This is a genomic window from Candidatus Methanoperedens sp. (assembly GCA_012026795.1).
Lineage (GTDB): Archaea > Halobacteriota > Methanosarcinia > Methanosarcinales > Methanoperedenaceae > Methanoperedens.
On sequence record VEPM01000013.1, the window covers coordinates 85,535 to 110,125 of the forward strand.

The following is a 24,591-nucleotide window of genomic DNA, read 5'->3' on the forward strand; positions in this document are numbered from 1 at the left end:
ATGAAAGTAAGAGATATAATGAGCGCTCCTGTTTTTGTTGTATCGCCTGATGAAAATGTAGCACATGCAAGGAAACTAATGCTTCGCCATAAGATAGGAAGACTTGTAATTGTTGAAAATAACAAACCCATAGGAATGGTGACAAAAAAAGATATCGTAAAGAGGCTCAACCAGGCCGAACCACAGTGGCGCAGGCGTCCGATCGATGATATACCTGTAAGAAAAGTAATGACCGAAAGCCTTATAACTATATTTCCGGATGCAACACCAAAGCAACTGGCCGAACTTATGACTGAGAATAATATCGGCGGATTGCCTGTAGTGAACAATAAAAATGAAGTCATAGGAATAGCCACGAAATGGGATCTGATCAGTTATTTCTCAAAATTAGATAATGATATGAGAGTCAAGGATATGCAAATCGATCCGGCCCTGACTGTACACAGGCATCACACGATAAACCATATAATACATGAGCTTCAGGTAAATTCAACAGACAGGGCAATTGTCCTTGAAGATAACGATATGCCTGTAGGTATAATAACCAATTCAAATCTGACCTTCACGGAAATGAAGGACAAAACAGGTGGTCTCCCGCAGAAAGAAATAAAAATGACACGAAAAGAGAGTGCTGCGGGACGAAAACAGAACAGGTATGTAACCGAAGTACCCCTGGTCGCAGAAGACATAATGTCAAGCCCGATCATCAATGTGAATTACGAAGACCTTGCGACCTATGCCGCTGGCCTGATGGTTAAAGAAAGGATCAATGGGCTCTCGGTACTGGGAAATGGGGTCAAGGGAATATTGACAGGGGAGAACATAATAAAGACTATATTGACAATGTGAAGTGATACTATGAAAGTAAAAAACATAATGAGCGAACCAATCACGGTGCATAAATCAGATAAAATATCACATGCAATGGACCTGATGGATAAACATGATACACGAAGACTGCTTGTCATCAACGGAAGTGAGCCGATTGGTGTTATCACGATGAGAAGCATCGCCAGCAAGCTCGGGACCTGGAAGACTTCAAATCTGCCGGCATCATCGTTGCATGTTGCAGCTGCGACAACTGATACATTCACCGGGGTACTTCCTGATATGGGTGTAGAAGATGCGATCGCATTGATGGACAGGAAAAATGGAATCCTGGTAGTGACGGATAATAGTGACATTCTTGGCTGGGTAACTCCTCATGAGATCCTGAAAAACGCAAAAGGCATAAAGGGATATGCTGCTGAGGTCATGAAAGAGCCGATTTCCATAAGTCCGGCCGACAGGGTTTCCCATGCAAGGCGTATTATATTGGATAACGATATTGGGAGACTGCCTATTCTCGAAAACGGTGATATAGTAGGGATTATCACTGAGAGAGATGTCGCAAAAGCGATGATGAATTTCAGGAATCTTGTACCTGATAACCAGCAGGATGTAAGAATCCGGAATCTGATTGTGGGTGATATTATGACCCGCAATGTAAAATCAGTCCGGACAAATACTCCTATAGCTGAAGTAATATCGACCCTGCTTAATGAAAATATTGGCGGAGTGCCTGTGCTGAACCTGAGGGATGAAATGGTTGGCGTTATCAGCAGGCGAGAGATCATAAAGTATATGGCGGCAAAAGGATGAGACGGGATGTCTCAGAATTAGCGAATAAACTTGATATTGAAAAAATATCCCGCCTGCTGGATATTCCTGAACATAGTATTACAGGGGCGCTGAAAAGGAAGAGTATACAGTATGTATATGGGAAACATGAATTATTCAGGTTTGATAAGCCTGTTTCGTCTGTTGAAGGAGGAACTGCTGTATTTCTTGATCCATTTGAGATCGTGCGGGGCTTTCCTAAGATATCCCGCACCTTGATGCTGTATCCTGCGCTCATTAAGCATTTTTCTTCATGCGATAAAGCGGCGGTTGAAGAGAAAATGAACGGTTACAATGTCAGGGTAGCGCTGATCGGCGATAAACTTGTCGCGCTTACGCGTGGCGGTTTTATATGTCCTTATACAACGCAGAAGGTAAATGACCTGATCGGGCCGGATTTTTTTCATGAACACCCGGAACTTGTGCTATGCGGTGAAATGGTAGGACCGGACAGCCCTTATGTACCTAAAAAGTTTTATAACATAGAGTCACTGGATTTTTTTGCATTTGATGTCAGGGAGAAGAATTCCGGAAATCCCATGCCTGTAATGGAAAGGCGAAAACTTATGGATGAATTCAGGATCAAATCAGTGCATCTTTTCGGCGAATTTGAGGTTGGGAAAGCTCATGATGCAATTACGGATATCATAAAGGGTTTTGGTGATACATTGCGCGAAGGCGTTGTCATCAAAGACCCGCAGATGATCCTGCCTCCTGTAAAATACACAAGCTCGCTCAGTAATTGCGCTGACCTTAAATATGCTTTTGAATTCTACAATGATTTCGGGCGGGATTTTTTCTTTGGAAGAGTGTGCAGGGAAGCATTCCAGTCAGTAGAATGGGATGAAGATGAGGAAAATGCGAGGAGAAGATGCCAGGAACTTGGGGAAAGCATCCTTTTGCCTATGATCTCCACAATTAAAAAGAAAAAAAATGGGGAACAGATTGCTGAAAATGTGCAACTGAGAGTGAAAAGCCTCAAAACCGTTACGGAATTTGAAGAATTCCTTAAATTACTGGGAGTAGATGCTGTTTTTGAGCAGCCTGAAATAATCGGGAATGAATTTCTTGTCAGGATCAAAAAAATTCACCAGAGCACCAGCGACAAGACCGAGACGATACTTGGCGGCCAGATGTGGAGTTAATTTTAATTTGTTGTTTGTATTAAAAACCAGTTTCCTTTCTATTAGATCGTGGATATTGTTATTCTCCAAATCCTCAAAATCAACTTGAGATAGTTGAGAATTTGCTTTAATCCCTCCTCTTATCTCTTTTATCACTGATGATATATTCTATATCTTCCATGTTTATGATAAATTCCTCTATCCTACCTTCTTTAAAAGCTCGCTTTGTATCTGGCAAGGTAGAAAACTGATCCCTTTTTGCTATCTCAAGGGCGAGAGTCTTGTTCACATAGAGATTGATGTCTCTCTTTTTAGGCATATACCGCCTCCTCAATTATGTGAAGTTTTATGTCGATATCGCTTTCTTTTGTTTGCTCTCCCCTTGCGTAAGGGCCGAATATACCGATGCTTTTGACTTTGAACTTTTCCTTGAGGTAAGGGAGCTCTTTTTTATGGTTTTCAGGATTTCTTCTTTGCTTTTCATAGTATCACCTTTATCATCATACCACATCAACCATAAAATCTTGCAGGACTTTTTTAATAAAAAGAAAATGTTTATCTTTTGTCACCAGCTTTAATTTATTGTTAAAAACAACTGCTGCAATCACCGAATCCACAGCAGGTATTGGTTTTCCAGCCTTTAGCAGTTCAGTTGATATTTTTAAAGCCAGATGGTAATCAGATTTGGAAGGAAACATAACTCTAAGATTGAATTCTATCGCTTTTGGGAACTCTATGAGATTCAGTATGGTAGTATAGCCATCGAGCGTTTCCTTTTCCCTGTATGCATCGATCAATCTGTTTGTATCGAAGAGACTCTTTTCCACTCTGCATCCCTCATCTTTTTGTACTCTTTTTCAGCTTTCTCAAAACTGAGCTCGCTCAGATTTTTTTTAAAATCATCGCCAAGCTCTTCGAGCAAATCTTTTGTTGATATCTCAGAACCTTTCTCCTCAAGCTTTCCTATATAATCGGTTATTGCTCTTCTTACTACCTCGCTCCATCTTATTTCCTTATGAGTCTTCATTTTAAAATGCACATCATCAGGTATTGAAAGTGTTATATTCGTCATATTCTTATATATGTGAAATCACGTATTTAAGTATTTTTCAAACATTGTTTTTCACCCTCTTCCCCCCCCGTCAACAATTCATTCATCAACCCCTTCTTCACACTCTCCAGCTTCTCCTTCCTCCTGCGCGAAAGTGCAAGCTTCCTGTCAACAGCTCCCAGGACTTCGGCGATGCGGCGCTGTTCGGGGAGAGGGAGGAAATAGATATCGAAATTCTGTTGGTGTAAAATCTTTTCGTGTTAAATATTTTTTTAAATGTTATTAAGCCAATAGCTTTTCCTGATATTTTCTGATATTGTCCACAGGAACTCGGGAGGAAAGTCAAAATCATGGTAGGCAGAATTTTTTGCCTCTTGCTTCATCTTCGTTTAAACCATCTTCAATAGCTTCCTTATATGCTTGTCATATTCAAGTTCCCACTTATCGCTAAATCTCTTGAGGAATAGGAGGATTAAGATGAACTTATAATCGACCCTTGTCCGGATTAGGTCGAGGTTAATTGCCTCCTCCAGAGCTTTTCTTAAATCCTTATAATCGACCCTTGTCCGGATTAGGTCCCTGCTTTTTTTAATAACCCTTCAACTTCTCCCCGGTCTAATTTATTATTATTGATAGCGAAGATTTCACCGATGATTTTCTCCTTGCTTTTGAGTTTGTATTTTCTTTTTCTTGCCTGTCTTTGTTTTTTTCTTCCAATATTTTCGCAGCTTGCTCAATATTGAATTCAGAATCACCGAAAGCATCCCATAACAAAGAATATCTTCTCTCGACCCATGTTGGCACTTTAAGTTCAGCCTTTACCATGAATTCTACAACATCTGGATTACCACAGGCAATTGTTTAATAATCCCGCCTCTAACTGAAAACTTCTGCCTGTGAGTGAACAACTATTCCATTTTTTGTTATAGAATAGGGTTTGATATCCCTTGAATGTTCAATACGCCTCATTTTTGAGACTTCGATCACTGTTTCCACTTCATGCAGGTCATCCTGCCTTACCTGCCTTAATAAAATAACACCATCTGCAATATACTCGATAACCCCGAATTTTGAATTATATGGATTGGTATTGTTAGTTTCTGAAGTCATGATTACAGTTATCCCGCGTTCCCTGATTTTTTCCGCAAGATTAAAGAGATGTTCGCGTCGCAAAGATTCAGGTTCATACAACATTTCATACAGTGTTATCGGGTCAATAACGAGCCTTTTAACATTAAATGACTTAAAGAGTCTTGGGAGATCATTCTCGACCCAGGCGGCTGCCACTTTGTTATTCATGGTGCTTAAACGTATCAAAACCAATTTTTTATTCGTAATGTAGGGCTTCAGGTCCCAGCCGAAAACTGAAGCTGTCTTGACAATAGTATCCTCGCTTTCCTCAAGTGAAAGGTAAAAGCAGTTCTCACCTTTCAGGAGTCCTGCGTATATGAATTGCAGCGCAAAAGTGGATTTACCTGTACCGGGTGAACCGAGAACTGCAATAATATGCTCTTTCGGGATACCTCCCTTTAGCATTTCATCAAATCCGATTACTCCTGTATTCAGTGGTTCCATTTTCTTCCTTAATAAATATTATAAAAGTATATTATTGATAAAGCGAAAAGTATATGAAATTTTCGTAATAATAATGATTATGAAATGGTTGGTAATTGTGTATTATCAGCTAAGTTTTCAAGGACAATATTTAAGGGTTTTATAGTTCATGTTGGAGTATTAATGAAATTAATTATTGGTCTGATCATCTTTTTGGTTCTGGCTGCCGGGTGCATTTCTCCTGATGTTGAAACTGGCACCCCTTCCCAGTATGAACTTCCCGGCCTGAAAAACACTACTATTTTTTATCTGAATCTCTCTTCGACCGGGGTAATAGATAACGTTGTTAACAAGACATCAGTTGATTACAGGATAGATGATAGCATCCAGACTTTCAGAAATCCTGTAGCGGTAGACTATCGAGGAAATAATGCCAGCTTGAATGTGACAATAAAGACAATTATGGGCAGAAATTATGCCCATTTCAATTTCAGTACCAACTTTACAGGATTTGTAGCATATACCATACCGGGAGGGCAGGATTTTAACTATATTCCGGCAGGCAACAGGACAATACGTGTAGTTTTACCTGAAGATTTCACATCCGGGACCATGTTCCTGGGATATGTCCAGCCAGATCCGGATAACATTACACATGACGCGTTGGGAAGAGAAGTCCTCACCTGGAATAACTCCACAGGACAGAGGATCAGGGTAAGATATCACCACAAGGATACACAAGAACTTTTGTTATATTTGTTCGGATTCCTTTCTTTCTGCGCTGTTGTTATATGGGTATATTATTATTTCAGTATCTCATCTCTTAAGAGAAAACGCACAATGTTGGAAAGAAGTATCAAAAAATAATTTCATTCCGATGTTATTGAATTACATTAAGAGATGCGATCCCTGACTTTACAGCTTCTGCAGACCTATCCAGGGCTTTTTTCTCTTCAACAGTCAATTCAAGTTCAAGGATCTCCTCAATACCAATCCTGCCGATTTTTACCGGAACCCCAAGATAAATGTCTTTCCTGCCATACTGCCCACTCAGGTAAGCACATACCGGAAGAATACGTTTTGTATCCTTTATTACAGCTTCAACCATATTTGTCACAGCTGCTGATGGGGCATAGAATGCGCTTCCGGTCTTTAGAAGATTGACGATCTCAGCTCCCCCGTTGACCGTCCGATCAACAAGCCGACTGATTGTTGATTCCGGCATCAGCTCTGTGATCGGGATACCTGATACTGTTGTAAACCGGGGAAGAGGCACCATGGTATCCCCGTGCCCTCCCAGAACCATCGCTTTAATATCCCGCACCGAACACCCAAGTTCAAGCGCAATAAACGTGGCAAACCTGCCCGAATCAAGTACACCGCTCATTCCAAAGACCCGGTTTGGTTCAAAACCTGTGGTTTTCATGGATACATAAGTCATTATATCAAGCGGGTTAGTGACAGTGATAACTACCGAATCAGGTGCATAACGTTTGATATTCTGTGAGACATCGGTTATTATTTTAGTATTTATTTTCAGAAGGTCTTCCCTTGTCATGCCTGGTTTTCTTGCTATTCCGGCAGTAATGACAACTACATCCGATCCCTCGATATCCTTATAATCGTTCGTTCCGATAATATTTGAGTCATAACCAAAAAGCGGGCCAGCTTCCAGAATGTCAAGAGCTTTACCTTGTGGAAGCCCTTCAACTATATCTGTCATGACTACATCCCCGAGTTCTTTTTCTGCTATTCTTTGCGCGGCAGTCGCACCAACCGCTCCTGCACCGATAATTGTAATTTTTGGCATTTATATTCACCTGGATTTTTTGGTATAAAGGTGATTAATGGACGATAATAGTTATCCACATTTGACGCAAAGGATATATTGGCGGAATGCATAACAAATCCCTGATGAAAAAACTAACCCCAGTGATATTTCTTATCTTATTATTGTTCTTATTTCTCCCATTGTCCGGAGGGTCGCCAGGCAGCCGTACTTTTGAGATTTCATCAGTTACAATAAAATTCGATAAGACTGATGCTGAATTCATAGTAAATTATGATCTTGGTACTATTCCGAAAATGTATATTCTCCTGCTGGGAGGAAAAAGCATCCAGCCAAAGATACAGGAACTCTTCTCAAATTTCAGTTATGAGATTATAAAGATAGATCAGGATAAGACAATTCTGCATGTGAAAAATATTTCAAGGTATGATAAGAATGTAAATTATTATATTCATGAATCTGTTAGTTTTGGAAGCACTCTTAATACGATATTTATTTATCTTCCTGGAGATGAGCGCCCGGTTGAATATTCCGGTCGTAATGCTACACCAACAAAATTCTACCGTCAGTGATCCTTCTTTTTCTTAAAGACAGATGGCAAATTAACGATATATGTACCATCTTCTTTGAGTGCCATGACAATTTCTTTTCTTTCAAGCAGCGATTCAAGATTTAATTCATACTGCCCGGGTGATAATATGCGGATTGATTCGATCCTGTCCCCGACTTCTTTTGCTGCATTTTCAGCTTTAGGTTCATTTTTTATTGTTAGTTCGGTTTTTTCTTCCTTAATTCCCAGTATCTCATCGACTTCTCGTATGAAATTCGAAGCTTCAGGAGAGATCTGACCTGTGTTTGCCGCAGTTTCGGTTTTTGCGACTGGTCCGGGCGCGGGAGAGTCATCTCTCACATAAAGGAACTTATTCCACCCGCATTTCGGGCAGCCGTTCAATATGATGGCTGCGCCGTCCTTGAATATGCTCTCGCATCTTGTGCATTTATGTGGCATGTCTTATGGTGAGACTAACGCGCTTATTAAATCCCTATCTTTCTTAATTGTTTTTAACTGTGCCGCAGGGCCTATAACTGTAAGCCGTGTCTTGAGAGTTTGTTTTCCAAATAACTTATTCAGGAAATTTTCGTTTTGTTTTACAGGGTAACTCTCAATCTCAATTCCTGAAAAATCATCAGGTTCTATCTCTGCCATTGTTAGTTCGATGAGTTTTGTCTGTTCACTGGGAGTTAGCCCCTTTTCAAGTATGAGTATCTTTCCGTTTCGCACTTCGTCAAGAATCAACCTCACTTTTTCCATGGAAGTCATGCCATCAAGCTTTTCTTCCGATATTAAATCCATCTGAATTCCTTTCATATGATCACCCGAAATGCTCTGCAATTTCTTTGTATAACAAATCTATATTTTTCCCTTCAAGAGCGGATATGGGAACAAGCGGATGCTGCGGAAAAGCGCTCTGTATCCTTGCAGGTGATGAATTTGGAAGATCTATCTTGTTTGCAGCTATCAATATTGGAAGCTTCCGAGCTTCAAAATTTCCAATTATAACAACATTAACCTGGGTATATGGGTCTTCAGTTGCATCCATCACCAGTATTACGCCATCCAGGTCTTCAAGCCATTTAACAGATTCCATTACACCCTCTGTTGCCTCTTTGGCGCGTCTTTTTGATTCCTCCTCCGGGAGTCCGAATGCCATAAAATCATGAAAATCGATCTTTGTGGCAATTCCTGGCGTATCTATAATATCCAGTGTTACTGAAGAACCGTTACTCACTATTGTAACATCTTCACGCCTTCTGGCTCTTCGCGTCTCGTGGGGAATATTGGATACCGAACCCATGGCATCCCCTGTCCAGTCCCTGACTATCCTGTTGGCCAGTGTGGTTTTACCAGCATTGGGAGGGCCATATATTCCGATTTTCGCTTTTTTTCTGTTAAATAGTCTTTTCAACCAGGAAAAATTAAGTCCCAGCCTTTTTATAATGCCCATAGTTGTGCCTCACTGTTAATAGAAGTTCCCTCTTTTTTAGTTTTCCCTTAGAATTCTGACAATTTCAATTGTCTCTTTATACATTTCTCCCCCGGGATTTCAACCGGATATGTTCCGCTCAAACACCCCAGGCATAGATCATCCATCGGGATCCCGATGGATTTCACAAGTCCATCTATACTCAAATATCCCAGGGAATCTGCATTTATCAGGGCCTCAACTCCTTTTACTGTTTTGTGCGCAGCTATAAGTTCTTCACGTGTTGCCATATCGATTCCCAGGTAACATGGAGAAATAATGGGGGGGCTTGCTACCCGCATATGGATCTCTCTTGTGCCTGATTTGCGGATCATATCTATTATACGGCGCGAAGTTGTTCCGCGCACAATACTGTCATCGATAAGAACAATGCTCTTACCCTCAATATTTGGTTTTATAGTGTTTAGTTTCAGCCTGACTGCCGTTTCTCTCATATCCTGCCCTGGCATAATGAATGTCCTGCCTATGTAGCGGTTCTTCATAAGCCCTTCCATATAATCAATGTCCGATTTCTTAGAGAAACCGATCGCATATGTGATGCCTGAATCAGGAACAGGCGAAACGATATCTGCTATGGCCGGGTGTTCTTCAGAAAGCATCTCTCCTATTCGCATCCTCACATTATATACAAGCCGGCCATCTATGACTGAATCCGGCCTTGCGAAATAAATATATTCAAATACACAATGGGCAGTATTTTTTGATTTTACCAGCTGGTGGCTTTCGTATGTACCATTGTTGAAAACAAGCATCTCGCCAGGAGCTACATCACGTATCAGCTGCCCGTTTAAAATATCAATTGCAACACTCTCGGACGCCACAATATAACCATTATCGAACGAGCCAAAACACAGGGGTTTTATGCCAAGCGGGTCACGAATAACAACAATCGTTTTATCTATCAGGATGGCAAGTGAATATGAACCAACAAGCTTTTTTATTACATCTTTAACTGCATCTTTAAGCTCGCTGTGCATCAGTTCCTTGACAAGGAGATGGGCTATGACTTCAGTATCTGATTCCGATAAGAATATCCGTCCCTCTTTTTCAAGCCCGGTCCTGAGTTCTTTTGAGTTTACAAGATTACCATTATGAGCGATAGCTATAGTCCCGCTCTTAAAACTTACAAGAAGAGGCTGGCAATTCTCGATCTTTGAACTGCCTGTAGTTGAATATCGGACATGTCCTATCCCTACATGACCTTTAAGTTTCTGTATATCTGTCTTGTTAAAAACATCCGGCACAAGACCCATGCCTTTTAAGGTACGGACCTGGCTGCCATCATGAACAGTTATTCCTGCGGATTCCTGTCCCCTGTGCTGGAGGGCAAAAAGTGCGTAGTAGATTGACAGTGCGGCTGATGTCTCCTCTTTAAAAGAGACACCGACTATACCGCATTCTTCATGCAACCGTGGTCACCTTAGTAACCGCATTTTTCCTGCCATTTGTAGGATCTCATGTGTGTGGTCTTACCGAAACCACATGCTGCGCACATTTTTGTGTGCGTGTTCATTGATGCTTTTCCACATCTTCTGCATATAACATGCGTTTTCTTCTGGTTCTTACCGAATGAAGGCGTACCTTTTGACATATTTTAATCACCTTTTAAATCTTATGGAGAAATAAATACTATATTATCTCCGCGTACAACTGCTGTTCCAAGTTTTTTCGTTCCGTTTTCTTTTATTTCCTCGGCATTAGCCAGGACGATATTCATGTGAATATCGTATCCCTGTAATTCGCCTCTGAACTCTCTCTGGCCTTTTAATCGTATCAATACTGACTTATTTAACGCATTGTTTAGAATGTCGAGGGGTCTGTTTCCCATAAAAACGCTCCTTAATATTAATAAACCATTAATTCAATAGTGCTCCAAAGTAGTTCGTACAATATTTAAAACTATTGGTGAGCAATGAAAATAAAGTCAAGGAATGTATTAAGAAAAACTGATCAGAAAGCTCTTGTAAATGATATTGTCGAGGCATTTGGTGATGCATCATCATTTGAGGGCAGGAAGCTTGAATATGTGGAAAGCGAGGGGCAGGATTTCATTTTCGTGGATGGGGAACCTCTTTTATTTAAGATAGACGGGAAGATATTTCCTACTGTAAAAGGCGCCCTTAAATTAAACCCGGCGCGCCGCAAAGTACTGGTTGATCCGGGGGCTGTGAGGTTTATCATAAATGGAGCTGATACAATGAGCCCGGGGATTGTGCAAGCAGACCCGGATATAAAATTAGGCGATCTTGTTATCATCGTAGAGAAAGCACACGGGAAAGCGATCGGTATCGGAAAAGCCCTTATGGCAGGAAAAGAAATGGTCGGGGGGAAAGGCAAGGCAGTGAAGTCCATACACTATGTAGGGGATGAAATCTGGAACCTTGAACAGAAATAAATAAATAGATATAAACAATAAGGAGTACGAAGTAAAGGTGATAATAACATGGGTAAATTTATAGATAATCTTTTTGGCGGCGGGAAGAAGACTAAATTAGATGCTGATGAATATCAGGAACTTGATCTTTCAGAATATGAAGAGGGTTTTCAGGGTGAGACAGCCAGCACTTATATAAAAATCGCTGAATTATCAGGACTTGAAATGATGCCTGAATTAAAAAAACAAATTTATGATGGCAACATCCTGATGATCGATGTCTTGCCTGCAAAAAAGGATAAAATGGTTTTTGACAGGGCGATCAAAGACTTAAAAGCAGTTGTCAATGATGTACATGGCGATATCGCGATGATCAAAGAAGACCAGGTTATCGTGACCCCGCGTGGCATGCGTATAGACAGGCAAAAGTTAAAGTGAATTCAGAACCAAATAGTAATTTAACAGTTACCAGAAGCGTTTGCCCTCTTTGCAGCAAAGAACTTGTTACAAACTGGGTAAAAGATAATATTCCTTTTTTTGGTGAAGTAATGCATATTACTTCAAAGTGTGAATGCGGTTTAAGATACTCTGATACCATGATCATGGCCCAGAGCAAACCCATTCGTTATGAAGTAAAAGTCACGGCAAGGGAGGACCTTGATGTGCGTGTGGTTCGCTCGACATCAGGAACAATAAGGATACCGGAACTCGGAGTAGATATTGAGCCGGGACCTGCTTCTGAATCTTTTATTTCAAATATCGAAGGCGTACTTGACAGGGTGAGCGATATCCTGGAGATGGTAGTAAGATGGAATGAAGAATCCCAGACCCGGCGCGCGAAAGAATTACAATCGATCATCGAGAAGGTCAAGGCCGGGGAATTTGAAATTACGGTTATTATCGAAGATCCCCTGGGCAATAGCGCCATAATTGCAGAAAAAGCAATACACAGGGAACTTACAGAAGAAGAGGCGAAATGTCTTAAGACGGGCATGATCATTTTTGAGAAAGAATAATAAGAGTAATGTTCTTATCAGGCAAAAGAGCTACAACTCAGTTCTTTTGTTATTGAACTCAATACTCCATGAAAAAAAATATCCTGACATCCTTATTAGTGAACTTTTTAAAAAGGAAGATTTTTCATCAGATGAAAAAGCTGTTATCGTTGATCTTGTTTATGGGGTCTTGCGTCATCTGGGAAGGCTGGATTACATAATTGGACATGCATCAAGAGCCACTATAACAAATCTTGATCCGGAAATACTTAATTTATTCAGGATATGCGCGTGCCAGGCCTTATTTAAAAATGTATCGGCAGCAGGAATAGTAAACAATGCAGTAGCAATGTCATCGGATAATAGTAAGTTAAGCGGATTCGTAAAAAGAACGGTTGAAGCAGTATTGAAGAATAAATATACAGTCATCTTCCCTGATCCTGAAAAAGCCGCGATGGAATATATTTGCACATATCATTCACACCCGCGCTGGATCGTGGAAAAATGGCTCAAAGAGTTGGGGTCGGTTAAAGAAGTCGAGGCTTTATGCAGTGCTAATAACATGGAGCCTCCCCTGACTATCAGGGTGAATCAATTGAAGTCGGATATAGGATCACTTCAAAAGGTTCTTGATGAAGAGGGATATTCTTCATTACGAACGGGATTATCACCATTTGGTCTTATTGTTAATAAGAAAGAAGATATTTTCAAAACCCGGGCTTTTCAAGAAGGACTTTTCGAGGTGCAGGATGAAGGGAGCCAGCTTGTTACGCTTCTTACTGGAGTAAAGCCCGGAGAACTTGTAATCGATGCATGTGCAGGGAATGGCGGAAAATCCCTTTTCCTTTCAGGACTGATGAAAAACCGCGGGACTATAATCGCCTCGGACCCATCAGCTGTGAAGCTTTCGAACCTGCGGCGACGTGCAGGAAAAGCTGGCGCGTTCAATATTAGGACCGCGGACAGAGGGATGCTAAATGAATATAACAATATGGCGGATTGTGTTTTCATAGATGCGCCCTGTTCAGGCATGGGAGTTTTCAGGAGGAACCCGGATTCGAAATGGCGGCTGACCCCGGATGATGTCAAAGAACTTGCTGTTAAACAGAAAGAGATATTAAGTGAATACAGCAGGCTTGTTAAACCCGGAGGAAGATTGGTCTATGTTACGTGTACGATAAGCAGGGAGGAAAATGAGGATAACGTGCGCGGTTTTCTTGCCTGGAACAGGGATTTTTGCCTGGTTCCCGCATTGGAAATGTGTGATATTGAATCTGGCAAATTAATCTTTGAAGACGGATTTTTCAGGTCGTTGCCGCATTTATCACATACAGATGGATTTTTCGGGGCTGTCGTGATGAAGCGTGAATAAAAAAAGAGTGTAAAACTATTGTATAGAATCTATAACGAATGAATTCCCTTTGATTAATTTGTTGGTATCAAATGGTACAATTTCTTTAGACTCATTTCTATAATACTTGAACCTATTAAATACTAAGGAACCATCAGATTTCTGAGCTATAGGTTTAATAGGAGTTTCCAACGGGTCGAGTTTTTTTATTAATATCCAAGAGCCGCTTCCTTTTAGATATATTTTTCTAAAATCGGGTATATAATTGTCCTTTTCAGAATCATTAAGTTCTTTCTTTAGCTTAATATACTCAGCTTCAAATTTCCAAGTTATTTGTTTATATTTAGTTTCATAAAAGTATCCAATTTTACTAATTTCTACCGTATCGTCTCCAATTGGAACTTTTTTGCCAAATTGCAACCTCAATGTCTCTCCAAAAAGAAGTTTGTGTTGTTTTTTAATACCTGAGTTAGTAAGACCCCAATACCAAAAAACTCCATCATGCTCATTTAGCCATTCAACATGGTATTTGATTTCACCAGCTTTAAACTCACCTCTATATCCACCAGGCCATTTCTTCATAAAATCTTTTTCTGGTTTTGCTGGAATAATTAAATGATATCTCCAATGCATAAGACCTCCAATTAACATATCGCATGTATGGGGTAATACTATATAAACATTGTTACAAAAATCCACATCTATAGAGCAATATATTTTAATAAATGTTTGACGACAAATAAAGTGGCAATTTTGAAAAACTAACCGTAGATAAAACGCGGATGAATGCAGATATTATATTGACTTGGAAACATAAATTCAGAATTAATATGAACTTTCGGCAAGGGATGATTTACTCTAATCAGGAAATCACCTAACCCATCAAAAACGCCTCCGACCTTGCATCTTTTGGCTTTGAAAAAAATCCCTTCTTTGCTGTTCACTTCTACCAATTCCTCGTTCAATAAATCCCCACCCCTGTCTACAATGCGCCTGACCTGCGGGATGGGCTGCAACTACAATGTTCGTCCTGCGCTCGTTCCCTATGCGTTTGATGATCTCCTCTATCTTTGTTACATTGACAGGGTCAAGATTTGCAGTGGCTCATCAAGAAGAAGCATTTCCGGTCATATACGATCGCCTTTGCAAAGCTATGCGCAAGTGCCTATCGTCCACGATTATCACATGATACAGGATGTCGATACACATTATTTTGCCTGAGTCTACCCGTTTCTTCGTGATTTCAATATCATCTCTACTTGGTGTTGGATCTCCAGATGGGTGGTTATGCGCCACGATTATGTGTGAAGCAGAATAGTTCAGCGCTTCCTTGAACACTTCCCGCGAGTGTACTATGTTCGCATTCAGGCTGACGATAGGGTGCATGAAACTTTCATCAATGAAAAGGTATATCCTTTATGCTATCACAATATAATAGCAATAGAACAAAAAACAGGTTAAAGATATGGCAAAACCCATAGAGTTAGGATTAGTATTAGAAGGTGACGATGCTAAGGAGTTCTGGGAAAATGAGAAGAATCCTAAAGTCACTAAAGAACAAGTAGAGATGTTTAAAGAAGCCATTCATATTTTCAAAACATATGTAAAATATTAATGGATAAAATACCAGATCAAGCGCTTCAAATCGTCCTTTTGAACAAGAAGCATGACATAGATTCTTTTAATTCTGATAATGTTGATTTGAATGATTTTTTAAAAAGCAATGCTATAAAAGACCAGGAGGATAGAGTAAGCAGGACATACCTATGCTTCCTGGGGAAAACCGCAGTTGGATACTTTTCGTTGGTTACGGACACTCTTGAAGTTCATGTGGTAGAAGGAAATGATGGGATTAAGGATTATCTATATCGCAAATATCCAAGTATCAGGATTGCAAGATTAGCTGTGGATCAAAAAGTAAAAAAGAAAGGTATAGGGAAATTTATGTTACTGGCCGCGATAGGTATTGCTATAGATGTATCAAATAAAGTCGGGTGTCGTTATATTACTGTAGATTCCAAACCTGAATCTATCGGCTTTTATGAAAAAAACAATTTTAAAGTAATAGAACAGTACAAGCATAGCGATTTCCCTAAAATGTATTTGAATATGTATCCAATAATTGCAATGATGCAGCCAAAAGAATCACTATATCAAAAAGTTGAGATAATACCCAAAAAAATCGACTGGTATAACGAAGATGATGCCTGGAAGGAATACACAGCTAAAAGAATCACAAGGGAATAATACAAAGCAGCAGCTTATGGAACTATTTTCTTAGACTTGAATCTATTCAATACTTGAATCTATTCAATAAATCATCTCTCTCCCTTTATAAACGCCTCAGACCTTGCATCTTTTGGCTTTGAAAAAATCCTTTTGGTCTATGATTCATATTTTTATGAATCATGAATCACCAAAAGATTAAGTAATTTCACGCTATCAAGAAGAGTTCATGGCACAAACTATCTCAGAAAAGATATTCAGTAAAGCAACTAACAAAAAAGTAAAAGCGGGAGATTTTGTCCTTGCCAATATTGATTGCGCCATGACACATGATATTACGGGTCCGCTTGCTGTTGAGGGGTTCAGGGAAATCGTTAAAGGCAAGAAAAACCAGAAAGTCTGGGATCCGGGTAAAATTGTTATTCTTTTTGACCACCAGGTACCTGCTGATTCACTGAATGCCGCAGCGAACCATATTTTCCTTCGCCAGTTCGCAAAAGAGCAGGATATCCTGAATTATGATGTTTTTGAGGGTGTATGCCACCAGGTAATGCCTGAGAAAGGTCATGTAAGACCGGGCGACCTCATTGTGGGTTCTGACTCGCACACATGCGCTTATGGCGCACTTGGCGCTTTTTCCACCGGTATCGGAAGCACTGATATGGCATTTGTTTTTGCAACAGGAAAGCTATGGTTCCGTGTGCCTCAGACGTTTAGATTTGAGGTTGAAGGAAAGCTGCCAGAATGCGTTTACCCGAAAGATGTCATTTTGCATCTTATCGGTGATGTCGGGGTCGAAGGCGCGCGGTATATGACCAGCGAATTCTGCGGCTCAACTGTCAGGAATATGGATATTCCGGGCAGGATGACCATGTCCAACATGGCTATAGAAATGGGTGGAAAAGCAGGGATAGTAGAAGCGGATAAGACCACAGAAAAATACCTGACGGAAAGGATACCTGGTTTTAAGCTTGACCCGAAGTGGAAGAGCGATGATGATGCATCATTTGCCGAAATCAAACAATATGATGTTAGCGACCTCTCGCCGCAGGTTGCATGTCCGCATAACGTTGATAACGTGAAATCGGTTGAAGAAGTGGAAGGGACAAAGATCGACCAGGTGTTTGTGGGCTCATGCACCAACGGGCGCTTTGAGGATATTGAGATCGTTGCTAAGATGATGAATGGCGAAAAAGTTGCAAAAGGTGTTCGCCTTTTGATAATCCCGGCCTCGCATACTGAATATATGAAAACCCTTCGTGCCGGGTACGTGGAGCAGTTCATGGAATCGGGCGCTATCGTTGAATCGCCATGTTGCGGACCATGCATGGGCGGCTCATTCGGGCTTCTTGGCAAAGGTGAAGTAGGGCTTTCAACATCGAACAGGAATTTCAAGGGCAGGCAGGGAAGCCCTGATGCTTTTGTTTATCTTTCATCTCCTGCGACTGCGGCTGCAAGCGCGCTCTATGGGGAGATAAAGGATCCGAGAAAGGTTTGAAGGATACCAAAAATTCATCTCATAATGCCAACCGAATCAATCGTTATTATCCTGTAGAACCTGTCCCACGATTCCATTAAAATGTGCATCAAAACCAAGATATTTCTCTATATCGAATTCGTTCATGATTTCAATAGATACGGCATCAGTAAAACTCAAACTCCTGTTAGAATACTGTTTGAATGTTTTTGTGGACCTTTCTAAAAGCCCTGCATCAACAAAAATCATTTTTATCCTCGGTGACTGGATCACTTGCGCTATATCCATCGCTATGTCAATATTGTTTGTTCTGACAAGAGCAAGTGTGAGAGCCTCATCATATATATAATCTGAGGTGTATATTTGTCCGTATTTCCCTTTCAGCGCATTCCTGAATAGTTTGAATGCAGTCTCATGGTACTTATCCTTTTTATTCCTGTATGCCAAAAATGCCCCTGTGTCAGCGAACACAGACATTTTCAATCCTCTGTATAGATGTACTCGTCCACTTTGCTGGCATCGGTTTTAACTCTCCAATCGAGAGATGGCTTCATTGCCGGGTCTTTTTCAAGCGGAGGTAAATTTTCTGTTTCCATAAGTTCATTCTCATGACGCAATGCAATCCGGGTTATTGTATCTATTAGCTCGGTAAGAGTTTTTTTCTTGCGAGATATCAGGGTCATCTTAGCCTGGAGCATATCAAGGAGTTGCTTTGTTTCATTCGAGACTTTGATCGTTGTAGTCATAGTTTACTATTATTCATTTTATACAAAATATACTTTTCTACTTTGATTCTATGAAGAATCCTATTTCAGCTTATAACCTGTCCTTCTTTAATAAAAGTCTTGAGTCTCCCGATTAGTTTACAGAACGATTTACATAAATCAGATTTATAAGCAATGAACAATAAATAAGGTATGAAATGATAAGTCAAGGCGCAAACAAAGTAATGGAATGCTACGGCGTGAAAAGCGGGGAAAAAGTGCTCATCGTGGTTGATACTTCCACACCGGCCACGATAGGTAAAAGCCTGTTCGAAGCAGCAAAAAACCTGGGATGCGAGGTTATCCTGATTACAATGCTTCCGCGCACCCGGCATGGTGAAGAAATACCCCTGCCTGTGGCCGAAGCAATGAAAAATTCTGATGTAGTTATCGCTCCCACGACTTTTTCCCTGACCCACACCCAGGCAAGGATAAATGCCTGCAAAGCAGGAGCAAGAGTTGCTTCCATGCCTGGCATTACCGAGAAAATGATGGCACAGGGCGGAATGACCGCTGATTATAATAAGATCAATGAAATTGCTATTGAATTGAATAAAAAGCTTGAGAATGTAAAGAAAATACGTGTTGTTACATATTCAGGCACAGACATATTATTTGACCTTGAAGGATGCAAATGGTATATGGATACAGGAATGTGTGTTGAACCCGGATGCAGCAGCAATCTTCCGGCAGGAGAGCTTTATATAGCCCCGAAAGATGCCAATGGGGTTTTCGTGGTTGATGGTTCCATGAGCAGTTTTGGCCTCCTTGATTCTCCTCTTGAATTTACGGTTGAAAACAGATATGTGACCGGTATCAGGGGTAAGTATGCGCTGAAGTTGAAATCAATACTTGATAAAGTTGGAAAAAAGGCTCGAAATATTGCAGAATTCGGTATCGGAATCAATCCTGAAGCGAAACTTATCGGGAACGTTCTTGAAGATGAAAAAGTCGCAGGCACGGTGCATATTGCACTCGGTGATAACAGCGCATTCGGTGGAGATGTGATCGCAGGAATTCATTTAGACGGGATTATCAAGGAACCCGAGCTTTTTGTGGAAGGGAAAAAATTTATTTTAAGTATAGAGAAAAAAATATAAGAAGCGAGCTTATAGCAGATATATATCTCTTGTAGAGGCATTTAAGTTACATTAGAATATAAGTAATAATCCATGTCCTCTCTATTTAACCATATCTTTATTCCATTCGTAATTTTATTTATATTCTCTGATAAATTAAAACTTGATTTAAGAAAGATAACTATTTTTAGTTTTTTCGGCATTTTTCTGGACATTGATATTTTTCTTTTTCATCGAGCATCATTTCACAATATATTTATCCTGATAATTCCTCTTCTTGCTTTTATCTTTATAAAAGATAAAGAAACTCCTGGAATAATATTTTTCTATCTTGCCTCTGCTCTTATACTTGATATGTTCGATGGCGGAGTATATTTATTATATCCATTTTATGATAATGTGTTCTTTGCCAGGACTGAAATCTGGTTCCATCACGGTTTCAAGCCTGTAATAGAATACGGAATAAGCAAGAATATTATGAATAATGGGAGGAACGAACCTATGGTCTCAAGTGAAAATTTTGCGGTCTCGATAATTCTGCTGGTCTTTATATTAATATCGTTTATATGGAATCGAGGTAAACCTGAAGATCATGTCCCGGTTAAGAAAAGCTAGATAAGGATTTTTGGCAAAAATAGCAACGATTAATGAACTAAAACAAAGCAGTTTTAAGGACTGGCCTGTTTTCATAACCAAAAGATATAATAGTCTATAAGCCTTATTTTAAGTTGTTTCAATAGACAATTTATTAAAACATATTGTATATTAGGATAATAATATGGAAGACATAAACCAGGAAGCGGTATTTTTCAGATGCAATGTTTGCAGCTTTGATTTTGAGGCTGACCCTAACTTTATCCCCATACCCTGCCCCCAGTGCGGGAGCGAGGATACGGGGAGAATATGATTTACATTCCATATAAATTGGGTTAAGATGATACAAATATCGTATTTGGAATACGTTGAAACAAAATTGTTCTTTCTCTCCCTTTTTTCTCCCCTTCTTCGCTGCATTTCGGACATTTTACACTATTTTTTGTTACAAAGGGTTGATACGTGTCAATTCCGAGCTTTTTATGCCCGCACACATATTTTATCATGACGATTTTTGAGAAATAGTTCATGGAACCACTCCTCCCGCTGCAAGGTCTGCCTCGAAATTTCTGCATTGATTTGCACTCTGTTCCCAGGTTTCCCTAACTTCCTGGCCGAATGGATTGTATGTTGGCACATCCTGTACTGTTGTATGAAATTCGCTTCCTCTCCTTTCGATTCTTTTATTTTTGTTTGTATGTATCTTACACATTGTTCATTCCTCATGGACAGGAATGAGCCGCTCCCTTGGGTGCTATTATTATAACTTTTTAGATTTACTGGGTAATCTATATTGTCACTCCCACCTATCATTTAGATGGGGTTCAAATGAAAAAATATATTGTTCATTCAACAACCGAAATAAACTGAAACCATGGAAAGATTCTTAAGGTTCTTGCGAACCAATCGGCGTATTCCTGAATATCCTGAGACATGAAGTCGCTATCTGGACCGCTGAAATAAGCGTAAAAAAGTAATTTCACTAAGGAGAGAGCTGCGGCTAAGTTCAAACGTAATACTCAGCAAAACTAAATTTATTGAGTACCTGTAACACCGCATGGGCAACTTTTGCTCATTCCCTAAAGACTCTTCTATGTATATATTGTATTTATAGTTTGTGGGTAAATTGCCCACCAACAATTAAAACAATACATATAAGTATATACTTGTGGGTAAAATAGGGTATTATGACAAAGGCGACCGTTAAGTTTGCGGATATATCAAGAAGACGGATTATTCTGCCAAAAGAAATAATTGAAGTTGAAGATTTGCATGAAGGGGATTTCATAGAGATCGATGTTAGAAAGATAGAGAGGCCAAAGATGGCAACGTGATAACAGAAAATATTAATGGAAGATTTTCAAATTGATTTTCCTGCATCTTCTAATGATTTACCGCAGTAAATCATATCATAAATATTTTCGGCAATGTCACTTACCTTTGCCCGCACCTGTTTCATCGTATCCCTGTCCCTGATCGTTACCGTCCCGTCCTCAAGCGTCTCATAATCTACAGTTATAGAATACGGTGTCCCGATCTCATCATTTCTGCGATACCGCCTTCCTATAGTTCCGGAATCATCAAAAGCCACGAGTATTCCAGCTTTCCTGAGTTTACCTGCAATCTCATTCCCGGGCTTTCTCAATTCATCGCGAGAAAGAAGGGGAAAAACTGCTGCCTGCACAGGCGCTACTTCAGGGGGCAGGCGCAATACGATTCGTTTACCCTCATTTTCTTCCTCTTCGTCATCAACTTTTTCTTTTGTCTCTTCTTCAAAATATGAATGTTCAAGCAGAGAATAAGTGATCCTGTCGATACCAAATGATGGTTCTATGACATGCGGTATTATATTCTCTCCATGGATTTCCTCTGTTACTGTCTCGAATTTCACGGATTTTTTATCGATCTTGATTTTTTCGCCATCAACTGTCACTTCTATGACCTCACCCACCAGTTCTTCCGGCTTCAGCGCTTTCAGGGCATTTGCGACCTTTCCTGCTTTTCCCTTAAAACTAGGACCAAGAACTCCCATATCTGGTTTTACAACGAATTTCTCAACTTTTTTGGGAGTATCGTATGAAACATATACGCTTAATTCCTTCTCGCTCTGTTTTGCATGGGCTTTCAGGTCAAAATCAGTCCTGTCAGCAATACCCACAACTTCCACCCACCCGAACCTGTCACTCAGGATCTCGGCATCCCAGCAATCAGCAGCGTAGTGAGCCATCTCGTCTTTCATGTGCTGCCTGAACCGCAATTTTTCAGGGGAGACACCAACGCGAACCAGGAACTGATAGGTCATGGCAAGACAATATGCGAGGAATTCATGGGCGATGATCCCGTTCTTTACAGCTTCGCCAAGTGACATTTTTGTGGTTTCACCCCTTGCCTGGCCATCCTGAGAATACAGGTTCATGACAATATCAGCGACCTCTTTGAACCTGGGGTGTGTCTTGTCCCTCGGATCGATGAATATCTCTGCTTCGGCCTGCGTAAATTCACGGAGGCGTATAACGCCCTGGCGCGGTGATATCTCATTTCTGTAAGCTTTGCCAATCTGGGTTGCGCCAAAGGGCAGGTGGTCGCGGTAGAATTTGACAAGGCGCGGGAAATCCACGAACATTCCCTGTGCTGTCTCGGGGCGAAGGTAACCCATTCGCTTTCCGCCTGGCCCGATTGCCGTTTTGAACATGAGATTGAACTCATACACGTTACCGAGCTTTCCGCCGCATTCGGGGCATTTGACATTATTTTTACCAATAACATCCGTGAGTTCTTCTGAACTCAGGGTATCCGGATTTTCGATTATATCCCTGACGAGATGATCTGCCCTGAAGTCTTCATGGCACTTCTGGCATTCAGTAAGGGGATCAGAGAATCCGCCCACATGCCCGGACGCGATAAAGATATCTTCGATACCGATCGTGGGCGCTTCGATCTCGTAATAACCCTCGTTTATCACAAATATGTCTCGCCAGATATTCTCAACGCGGCGCTTTAGCATCGCGCCAAGTGGTCCGTAATCGAAAAAACCTGCCGTACCGCCGTACAGCTCAAATGAGTTCCATAAGAATCCGCGGCGCTTTGCCAATTCAAGCACCTGTTCGTATTTGTCAGCCATGAGGGCTTAATACATGTTCCAGATTTATTATACTTTCTCGGATTGTTTTAGCTATAAAGCCAAGAAACTACTGAATTTTGGATAAGTTCTATACATTATATTATCGTCCTATTTTTGGAAAAAACCACAGAGTGCACAGAGGACACAGAGACGAAACGCTATGCTCTCTGTGTCCTCTGTGGTTTATACTATTTCATGGGCGTTCTATAATTTGGATGAATATCAACAATAGAAGGCACAGGGGACATAGAGTTTTTAATTGATCCTGCGTGTAATTCCATCCTTAAGAAGTGTCACATTGAAATTTATTAACAGGCCAAGGCGTTTCCCGCTTAACTTAAGGTAAGAGAGTAATTGCGCCTCATGAAGGGGTGTTATCGTAGTCACTGCTTTGAGTTCTACGATTACGGTATCTTCTACGAGAAGATCCAGCCTGTATCCTAAATCGATATTCATCCCATCATATACGACAGGAAGTCCAACCTGAGATAGGACTTTTAAACCTCGCTTATTCAATTCATATTTCAAGCAAGCTTCATAAGTACTTTCCAGCAATCCAGGTCCCAGGGTTGTGTGTACCTGTATTGCCGCCCCAATAATCTTTTCAGATATTTCATTCAATTCCATATTCTCTGTGCTCTCCGTGTTCTCTGTGGTTTTAAACTATTTCATACATTTCTATCGTTTGGTTTAAAAAATAAAGAGAGCACAGTGGAGGAAGAGGACTATTATAAATCGCTACTCTTCAGTGGGTCGATGAATATTATAATCTCCGCATAATATCTGAGATTGGTATTTAAACCACAGAGAACACAGGCGCGCCGAGCAAAGCTCATAGTCGCCAGTTGGTGAAAATCCAGCATGAGGAAAGGGTAAGCCGCCACCTCAGAACTGAACCCCACACCCTGTCTGGCAACAGACTGATGTGAAGCTGGGGGGAAGGGATACCAGGCCGCAATTTAAAAAAAAAAGAAAGGAAGTGAAGGTTATAAGCTCCGAAATTCTGTTGAATTTGGAAACCGACGTTTTCTGTGTAACGGAAGGCAGCAATCACAACACCGAAATTAAGCATCTCCAGTCTTGGGATATAGCAGAGAGTTATGCGACACGGCAAGGTGCTGTGAGTCCAACGGGGTCTAAGACCGCAGCATGGTATCAAACGGAGACTAAGGGAACTCGGGAGACCCAGTATGCTTTCCCACAAGGAATATGCGATATCAAGCCTATAAACGGTAAGATACTGCAAAAGGCATACTGGAAGTCGGATCAGTTCGTAGTACTGTTGAAGCAGGGTAATGCCTGTGGAGGAAAGGGACTGACAGAAGAACGATTGATATCAGGGTCATATCTACCACACTCAGAGGTGGAACGTAGATGACAACAAAACT

36 protein-coding genes are annotated in these 24,591 nt (G+C 40.6%); 15 read left to right on the plus strand and 21 right to left on the minus strand.

Going from position 1 to position 24,591, the window contains the following annotated elements; all coding sequences use genetic code 11:
• The 3 genes from FIB07_07700 to FIB07_07710 are packed head-to-tail and all read left to right on the plus strand — an operon-like array spanning position 1 to position 2,804.
• The gene (locus FIB07_07700) at positions 1-849 is read left to right on the plus strand and encodes a CBS domain-containing protein (GenBank protein ID NJD52736.1); all 849 of its coding nucleotides are present in this window, start codon (positions 1-3) and stop codon (positions 847-849) included.
• A 9-nt stretch (positions 850-858) separates the two neighbouring features.
• Positions 859-1,641, plus strand: a complete 783-nt coding sequence (locus tag FIB07_07705) for a CBS domain-containing protein (protein ID NJD52737.1) — start codon at positions 859-861, stop codon at positions 1,639-1,641.
• Entirely contained in the window at positions 1,638-2,804 is a 1,167-nt protein-coding gene (locus FIB07_07710) for an RNA ligase (GenBank protein NJD52738.1), read from the plus strand. Before FIB07_07705 ends, FIB07_07710 begins: the two co-directional genes overlap by 4 nt.
• 106 nt (positions 2,805-2,910) lie before the next feature.
• Here the strand turns inward: FIB07_07710 and FIB07_07715 are convergent, their stop codons facing one another.
• The 6 genes from FIB07_07715 to FIB07_07740 all read right to left on the minus strand — a co-directional run bounded on the left by FIB07_07715 (position 2,911) and on the right by FIB07_07740 (position 5,409).
• The gene (locus FIB07_07715; protein NJD52739.1) at positions 2,911-3,102 is read right to left on the minus strand and encodes a hypothetical protein; all 192 of its coding nucleotides are present in this window, start codon (positions 3,100-3,102) and stop codon (positions 2,911-2,913) included.
• Positions 3,095-3,190, minus strand: coding sequence for a hypothetical protein (locus FIB07_07720; protein ID NJD52740.1), 96 nt, complete (start codon positions 3,188-3,190; stop codon positions 3,095-3,097). Before FIB07_07720 ends, FIB07_07715 begins: the two co-directional genes overlap by 8 nt.
• 93 nt (positions 3,191-3,283) lie before the next feature.
• The gene (locus FIB07_07725; GenBank protein ID NJD52741.1) at positions 3,284-3,610 is read right to left on the minus strand and encodes a type II toxin-antitoxin system VapC family toxin; all 327 of its coding nucleotides are present in this window, start codon (positions 3,608-3,610) and stop codon (positions 3,284-3,286) included.
• Complete coding sequence (locus FIB07_07730) at positions 3,577-3,855, minus strand: hypothetical protein (GenBank protein ID NJD52742.1); 279 nt, start codon at positions 3,853-3,855, stop codon at positions 3,577-3,579. Before FIB07_07730 ends, FIB07_07725 begins: the two co-directional genes overlap by 34 nt.
• Positions 3,856-4,449: 594 nt before the next feature.
• Positions 4,450-4,659: a hypothetical protein gene (locus FIB07_07735; protein NJD52743.1), complete on the minus strand. Its 210-nt coding sequence runs from the start codon at positions 4,657-4,659 to the stop codon at positions 4,450-4,452.
• 51 nt (positions 4,660-4,710) lie between these two features.
• Positions 4,711-5,409: a KaiC domain-containing protein gene (locus FIB07_07740; protein NJD52744.1), complete on the minus strand. Its 699-nt coding sequence runs from the start codon at positions 5,407-5,409 to the stop codon at positions 4,711-4,713.
• 162 nt (positions 5,410-5,571) lie between these two features.
• Here FIB07_07740 and FIB07_07745 point away from each other — a divergent pair, with 162 nt between their 5' ends.
• Positions 5,572-6,255: a hypothetical protein gene (locus FIB07_07745; GenBank protein ID NJD52745.1), complete on the plus strand. Its 684-nt coding sequence runs from the start codon at positions 5,572-5,574 to the stop codon at positions 6,253-6,255.
• Between the two features lie 13 nt (positions 6,256-6,268).
• On the opposite strand, the gene mdh is transcribed toward FIB07_07745, so the two are convergent.
• Positions 6,269-7,198: a malate dehydrogenase gene (gene mdh, locus FIB07_07750; protein NJD52746.1), complete on the minus strand. Its 930-nt coding sequence runs from the start codon at positions 7,196-7,198 to the stop codon at positions 6,269-6,271.
• Positions 7,199-7,302: 104 nt separating this feature from the next.
• Here mdh and FIB07_07755 point away from each other — a divergent pair, with 104 nt between their 5' ends.
• The gene (locus FIB07_07755; GenBank protein NJD52747.1) at positions 7,303-7,749 is read left to right on the plus strand and encodes a hypothetical protein; all 447 of its coding nucleotides are present in this window, start codon (positions 7,303-7,305) and stop codon (positions 7,747-7,749) included.
• Here FIB07_07755 and FIB07_07760 read toward each other — a convergent pair.
• From FIB07_07760 to FIB07_07785, 6 genes are read right to left on the minus strand one after another with little or no spacing between them, the layout of a single operon-like run.
• Complete coding sequence (locus tag FIB07_07760) at positions 7,743-8,186, minus strand: hypothetical protein (GenBank protein ID NJD52748.1); 444 nt, start codon at positions 8,184-8,186, stop codon at positions 7,743-7,745. The genes FIB07_07755 and FIB07_07760 overlap by 7 nt on opposite strands.
• A 3-nt stretch (positions 8,187-8,189) precedes the next feature.
• Complete coding sequence (locus FIB07_07765; GenBank protein ID NJD52749.1) at positions 8,190-8,546, minus strand: DUF2073 domain-containing protein; 357 nt, start codon at positions 8,544-8,546, stop codon at positions 8,190-8,192.
• A 4-nt stretch (positions 8,547-8,550) separates the two neighbouring features.
• Positions 8,551-9,183 carry a GTP-binding protein gene (locus tag FIB07_07770; GenBank protein ID NJD52750.1) on the minus strand — a complete coding sequence of 211 codons (633 nt, stop codon included), beginning with the start codon at positions 9,181-9,183 and terminating at the stop codon, positions 8,551-8,553.
• A 47-nt stretch (positions 9,184-9,230) separates the two neighbouring features.
• Positions 9,231-10,631: an amidophosphoribosyltransferase gene (purF, locus tag FIB07_07775; GenBank protein ID NJD52751.1), complete on the minus strand. Its 1,401-nt coding sequence runs from the start codon at positions 10,629-10,631 to the stop codon at positions 9,231-9,233.
• A gap of 11 nt (positions 10,632-10,642) precedes the next feature.
• Positions 10,643-10,813 carry a 50S ribosomal protein L37e gene (locus FIB07_07780; protein NJD52752.1) on the minus strand — a complete coding sequence of 57 codons (171 nt, stop codon included), beginning with the start codon at positions 10,811-10,813 and terminating at the stop codon, positions 10,643-10,645.
• Positions 10,814-10,834: 21 nt separating this feature from the next.
• Complete coding sequence (locus FIB07_07785; GenBank protein ID NJD52753.1) at positions 10,835-11,050, minus strand: small nuclear ribonucleoprotein; 216 nt, start codon at positions 11,048-11,050, stop codon at positions 10,835-10,837.
• Positions 11,051-11,134: 84 nt separating this feature from the next.
• On the opposite strand from FIB07_07785, the gene FIB07_07790 reads away from it, so the two are divergent.
• The 4 genes from FIB07_07790 to rsmB are packed head-to-tail and all read left to right on the plus strand — an operon-like array spanning position 11,135 to position 13,963.
• Positions 11,135-11,617 carry a DUF1947 domain-containing protein gene (locus FIB07_07790; GenBank protein NJD52754.1) on the plus strand — a complete coding sequence of 161 codons (483 nt, stop codon included), beginning with the start codon at positions 11,135-11,137 and terminating at the stop codon, positions 11,615-11,617.
• Positions 11,618-11,665: 48 nt separating this feature from the next.
• A complete protein-coding gene (locus tag FIB07_07795; protein ID NJD52755.1) occupies positions 11,666-12,034 on the plus strand; it encodes a DUF552 domain-containing protein in 369 nt (122 codons plus the stop codon).
• Entirely contained in the window at positions 12,031-12,612 is a 582-nt protein-coding gene (locus tag FIB07_07800; GenBank protein ID NJD52756.1) for a ZPR1 zinc finger domain-containing protein, read from the plus strand. Before FIB07_07795 ends, FIB07_07800 begins: the two co-directional genes overlap by 4 nt.
• Positions 12,599-13,963, plus strand: a complete 1,365-nt coding sequence (gene rsmB, locus FIB07_07805) for a 16S rRNA (cytosine(967)-C(5))-methyltransferase RsmB (GenBank protein NJD52757.1) — start codon at positions 12,599-12,601, stop codon at positions 13,961-13,963. Before FIB07_07800 ends, rsmB begins: the two co-directional genes overlap by 14 nt.
• Before the next feature lie 15 nt (positions 13,964-13,978).
• Here the strand turns inward: rsmB and FIB07_07810 are convergent, their stop codons facing one another.
• Positions 13,979-14,593, minus strand: coding sequence for a hypothetical protein (locus FIB07_07810; protein NJD52758.1), 615 nt, complete (start codon positions 14,591-14,593; stop codon positions 13,979-13,981).
• A gap of 456 nt (positions 14,594-15,049) precedes the next feature.
• The gene (locus tag FIB07_07815; protein ID NJD52759.1) at positions 15,050-15,328 is read right to left on the minus strand and encodes a hypothetical protein; all 279 of its coding nucleotides are present in this window, start codon (positions 15,326-15,328) and stop codon (positions 15,050-15,052) included.
• A 228-nt stretch (positions 15,329-15,556) separates the two neighbouring features.
• Here FIB07_07815 and FIB07_07820 point away from each other — a divergent pair, with 228 nt between their 5' ends.
• Positions 15,557-16,189 carry a GNAT family N-acetyltransferase gene (locus FIB07_07820; protein NJD52760.1) on the plus strand — a complete coding sequence of 211 codons (633 nt, stop codon included), beginning with the start codon at positions 15,557-15,559 and terminating at the stop codon, positions 16,187-16,189.
• Between the two features lie 208 nt (positions 16,190-16,397).
• Positions 16,398-17,666 (plus strand): 3-isopropylmalate dehydratase large subunit, encoded by a 1,269-nt coding sequence (locus FIB07_07825; GenBank protein ID NJD52761.1) that lies wholly within the window; start codon positions 16,398-16,400, stop codon positions 17,664-17,666.
• A 36-nt stretch (positions 17,667-17,702) separates the two neighbouring features.
• Here the strand turns inward: FIB07_07825 and FIB07_07830 are convergent, their stop codons facing one another.
• Together FIB07_07830 and FIB07_07835 are read right to left on the minus strand one after the other, a co-directional pair.
• Complete coding sequence (locus FIB07_07830; GenBank protein ID NJD52762.1) at positions 17,703-18,122, minus strand: type II toxin-antitoxin system VapC family toxin; 420 nt, start codon at positions 18,120-18,122, stop codon at positions 17,703-17,705.
• A 2-nt stretch (positions 18,123-18,124) separates the two neighbouring features.
• Entirely contained in the window at positions 18,125-18,391 is a 267-nt protein-coding gene (locus FIB07_07835) for a hypothetical protein (protein NJD52763.1), read from the minus strand.
• A 176-nt stretch (positions 18,392-18,567) separates the two neighbouring features.
• On the opposite strand from FIB07_07835, the gene FIB07_07840 reads away from it, so the two are divergent.
• From FIB07_07840 to FIB07_07850, 3 genes are all read left to right on the plus strand, one after another.
• Positions 18,568-19,509: a hypothetical protein gene (locus FIB07_07840; protein NJD52764.1), complete on the plus strand. Its 942-nt coding sequence runs from the start codon at positions 18,568-18,570 to the stop codon at positions 19,507-19,509.
• Positions 19,510-19,581: 72 nt separating this feature from the next.
• Positions 19,582-20,103: a hypothetical protein gene (locus FIB07_07845; protein ID NJD52765.1), complete on the plus strand. Its 522-nt coding sequence runs from the start codon at positions 19,582-19,584 to the stop codon at positions 20,101-20,103.
• A 163-nt stretch (positions 20,104-20,266) separates the two neighbouring features.
• Positions 20,267-20,395 (plus strand): hydrogenase maturation nickel metallochaperone HypA, encoded by a 129-nt coding sequence (locus FIB07_07850; GenBank protein ID NJD52766.1) that lies wholly within the window; start codon positions 20,267-20,269, stop codon positions 20,393-20,395.
• Positions 20,396-20,417: 22 nt separating this feature from the next.
• On the opposite strand, the gene FIB07_07855 is transcribed toward FIB07_07850, so the two are convergent.
• The 4 genes from FIB07_07855 to FIB07_07870 form a co-directional block, all read right to left on the minus strand.
• The gene (locus FIB07_07855; GenBank protein NJD52767.1) at positions 20,418-20,612 is read right to left on the minus strand and encodes a hypothetical protein; all 195 of its coding nucleotides are present in this window, start codon (positions 20,610-20,612) and stop codon (positions 20,418-20,420) included.
• Positions 20,609-20,794 carry a hypothetical protein gene (locus FIB07_07860; protein NJD52768.1) on the minus strand — a complete coding sequence of 62 codons (186 nt, stop codon included), beginning with the start codon at positions 20,792-20,794 and terminating at the stop codon, positions 20,609-20,611. Before FIB07_07860 ends, FIB07_07855 begins: the two co-directional genes overlap by 4 nt.
• 648 nt (positions 20,795-21,442) lie before the next feature.
• Positions 21,443-23,203 (minus strand): glycine--tRNA ligase, encoded by a 1,761-nt coding sequence (gene glyS / locus FIB07_07865; protein NJD52769.1) that lies wholly within the window; start codon positions 23,201-23,203, stop codon positions 21,443-21,445.
• Between the two features lie 255 nt (positions 23,204-23,458).
• Entirely contained in the window at positions 23,459-23,830 is a 372-nt protein-coding gene (locus FIB07_07870; protein NJD52770.1) for a GxxExxY protein, read from the minus strand.
• A gap of 493 nt (positions 23,831-24,323) precedes the next feature.
• Here FIB07_07870 and FIB07_07875 point away from each other — a divergent pair, with 493 nt between their 5' ends.
• Entirely contained in the window at positions 24,324-24,581 is a 258-nt protein-coding gene (locus FIB07_07875; protein ID NJD52771.1) for a hypothetical protein, read from the plus strand.
• Positions 24,582-24,591 lie beyond the last annotated feature (10 nt).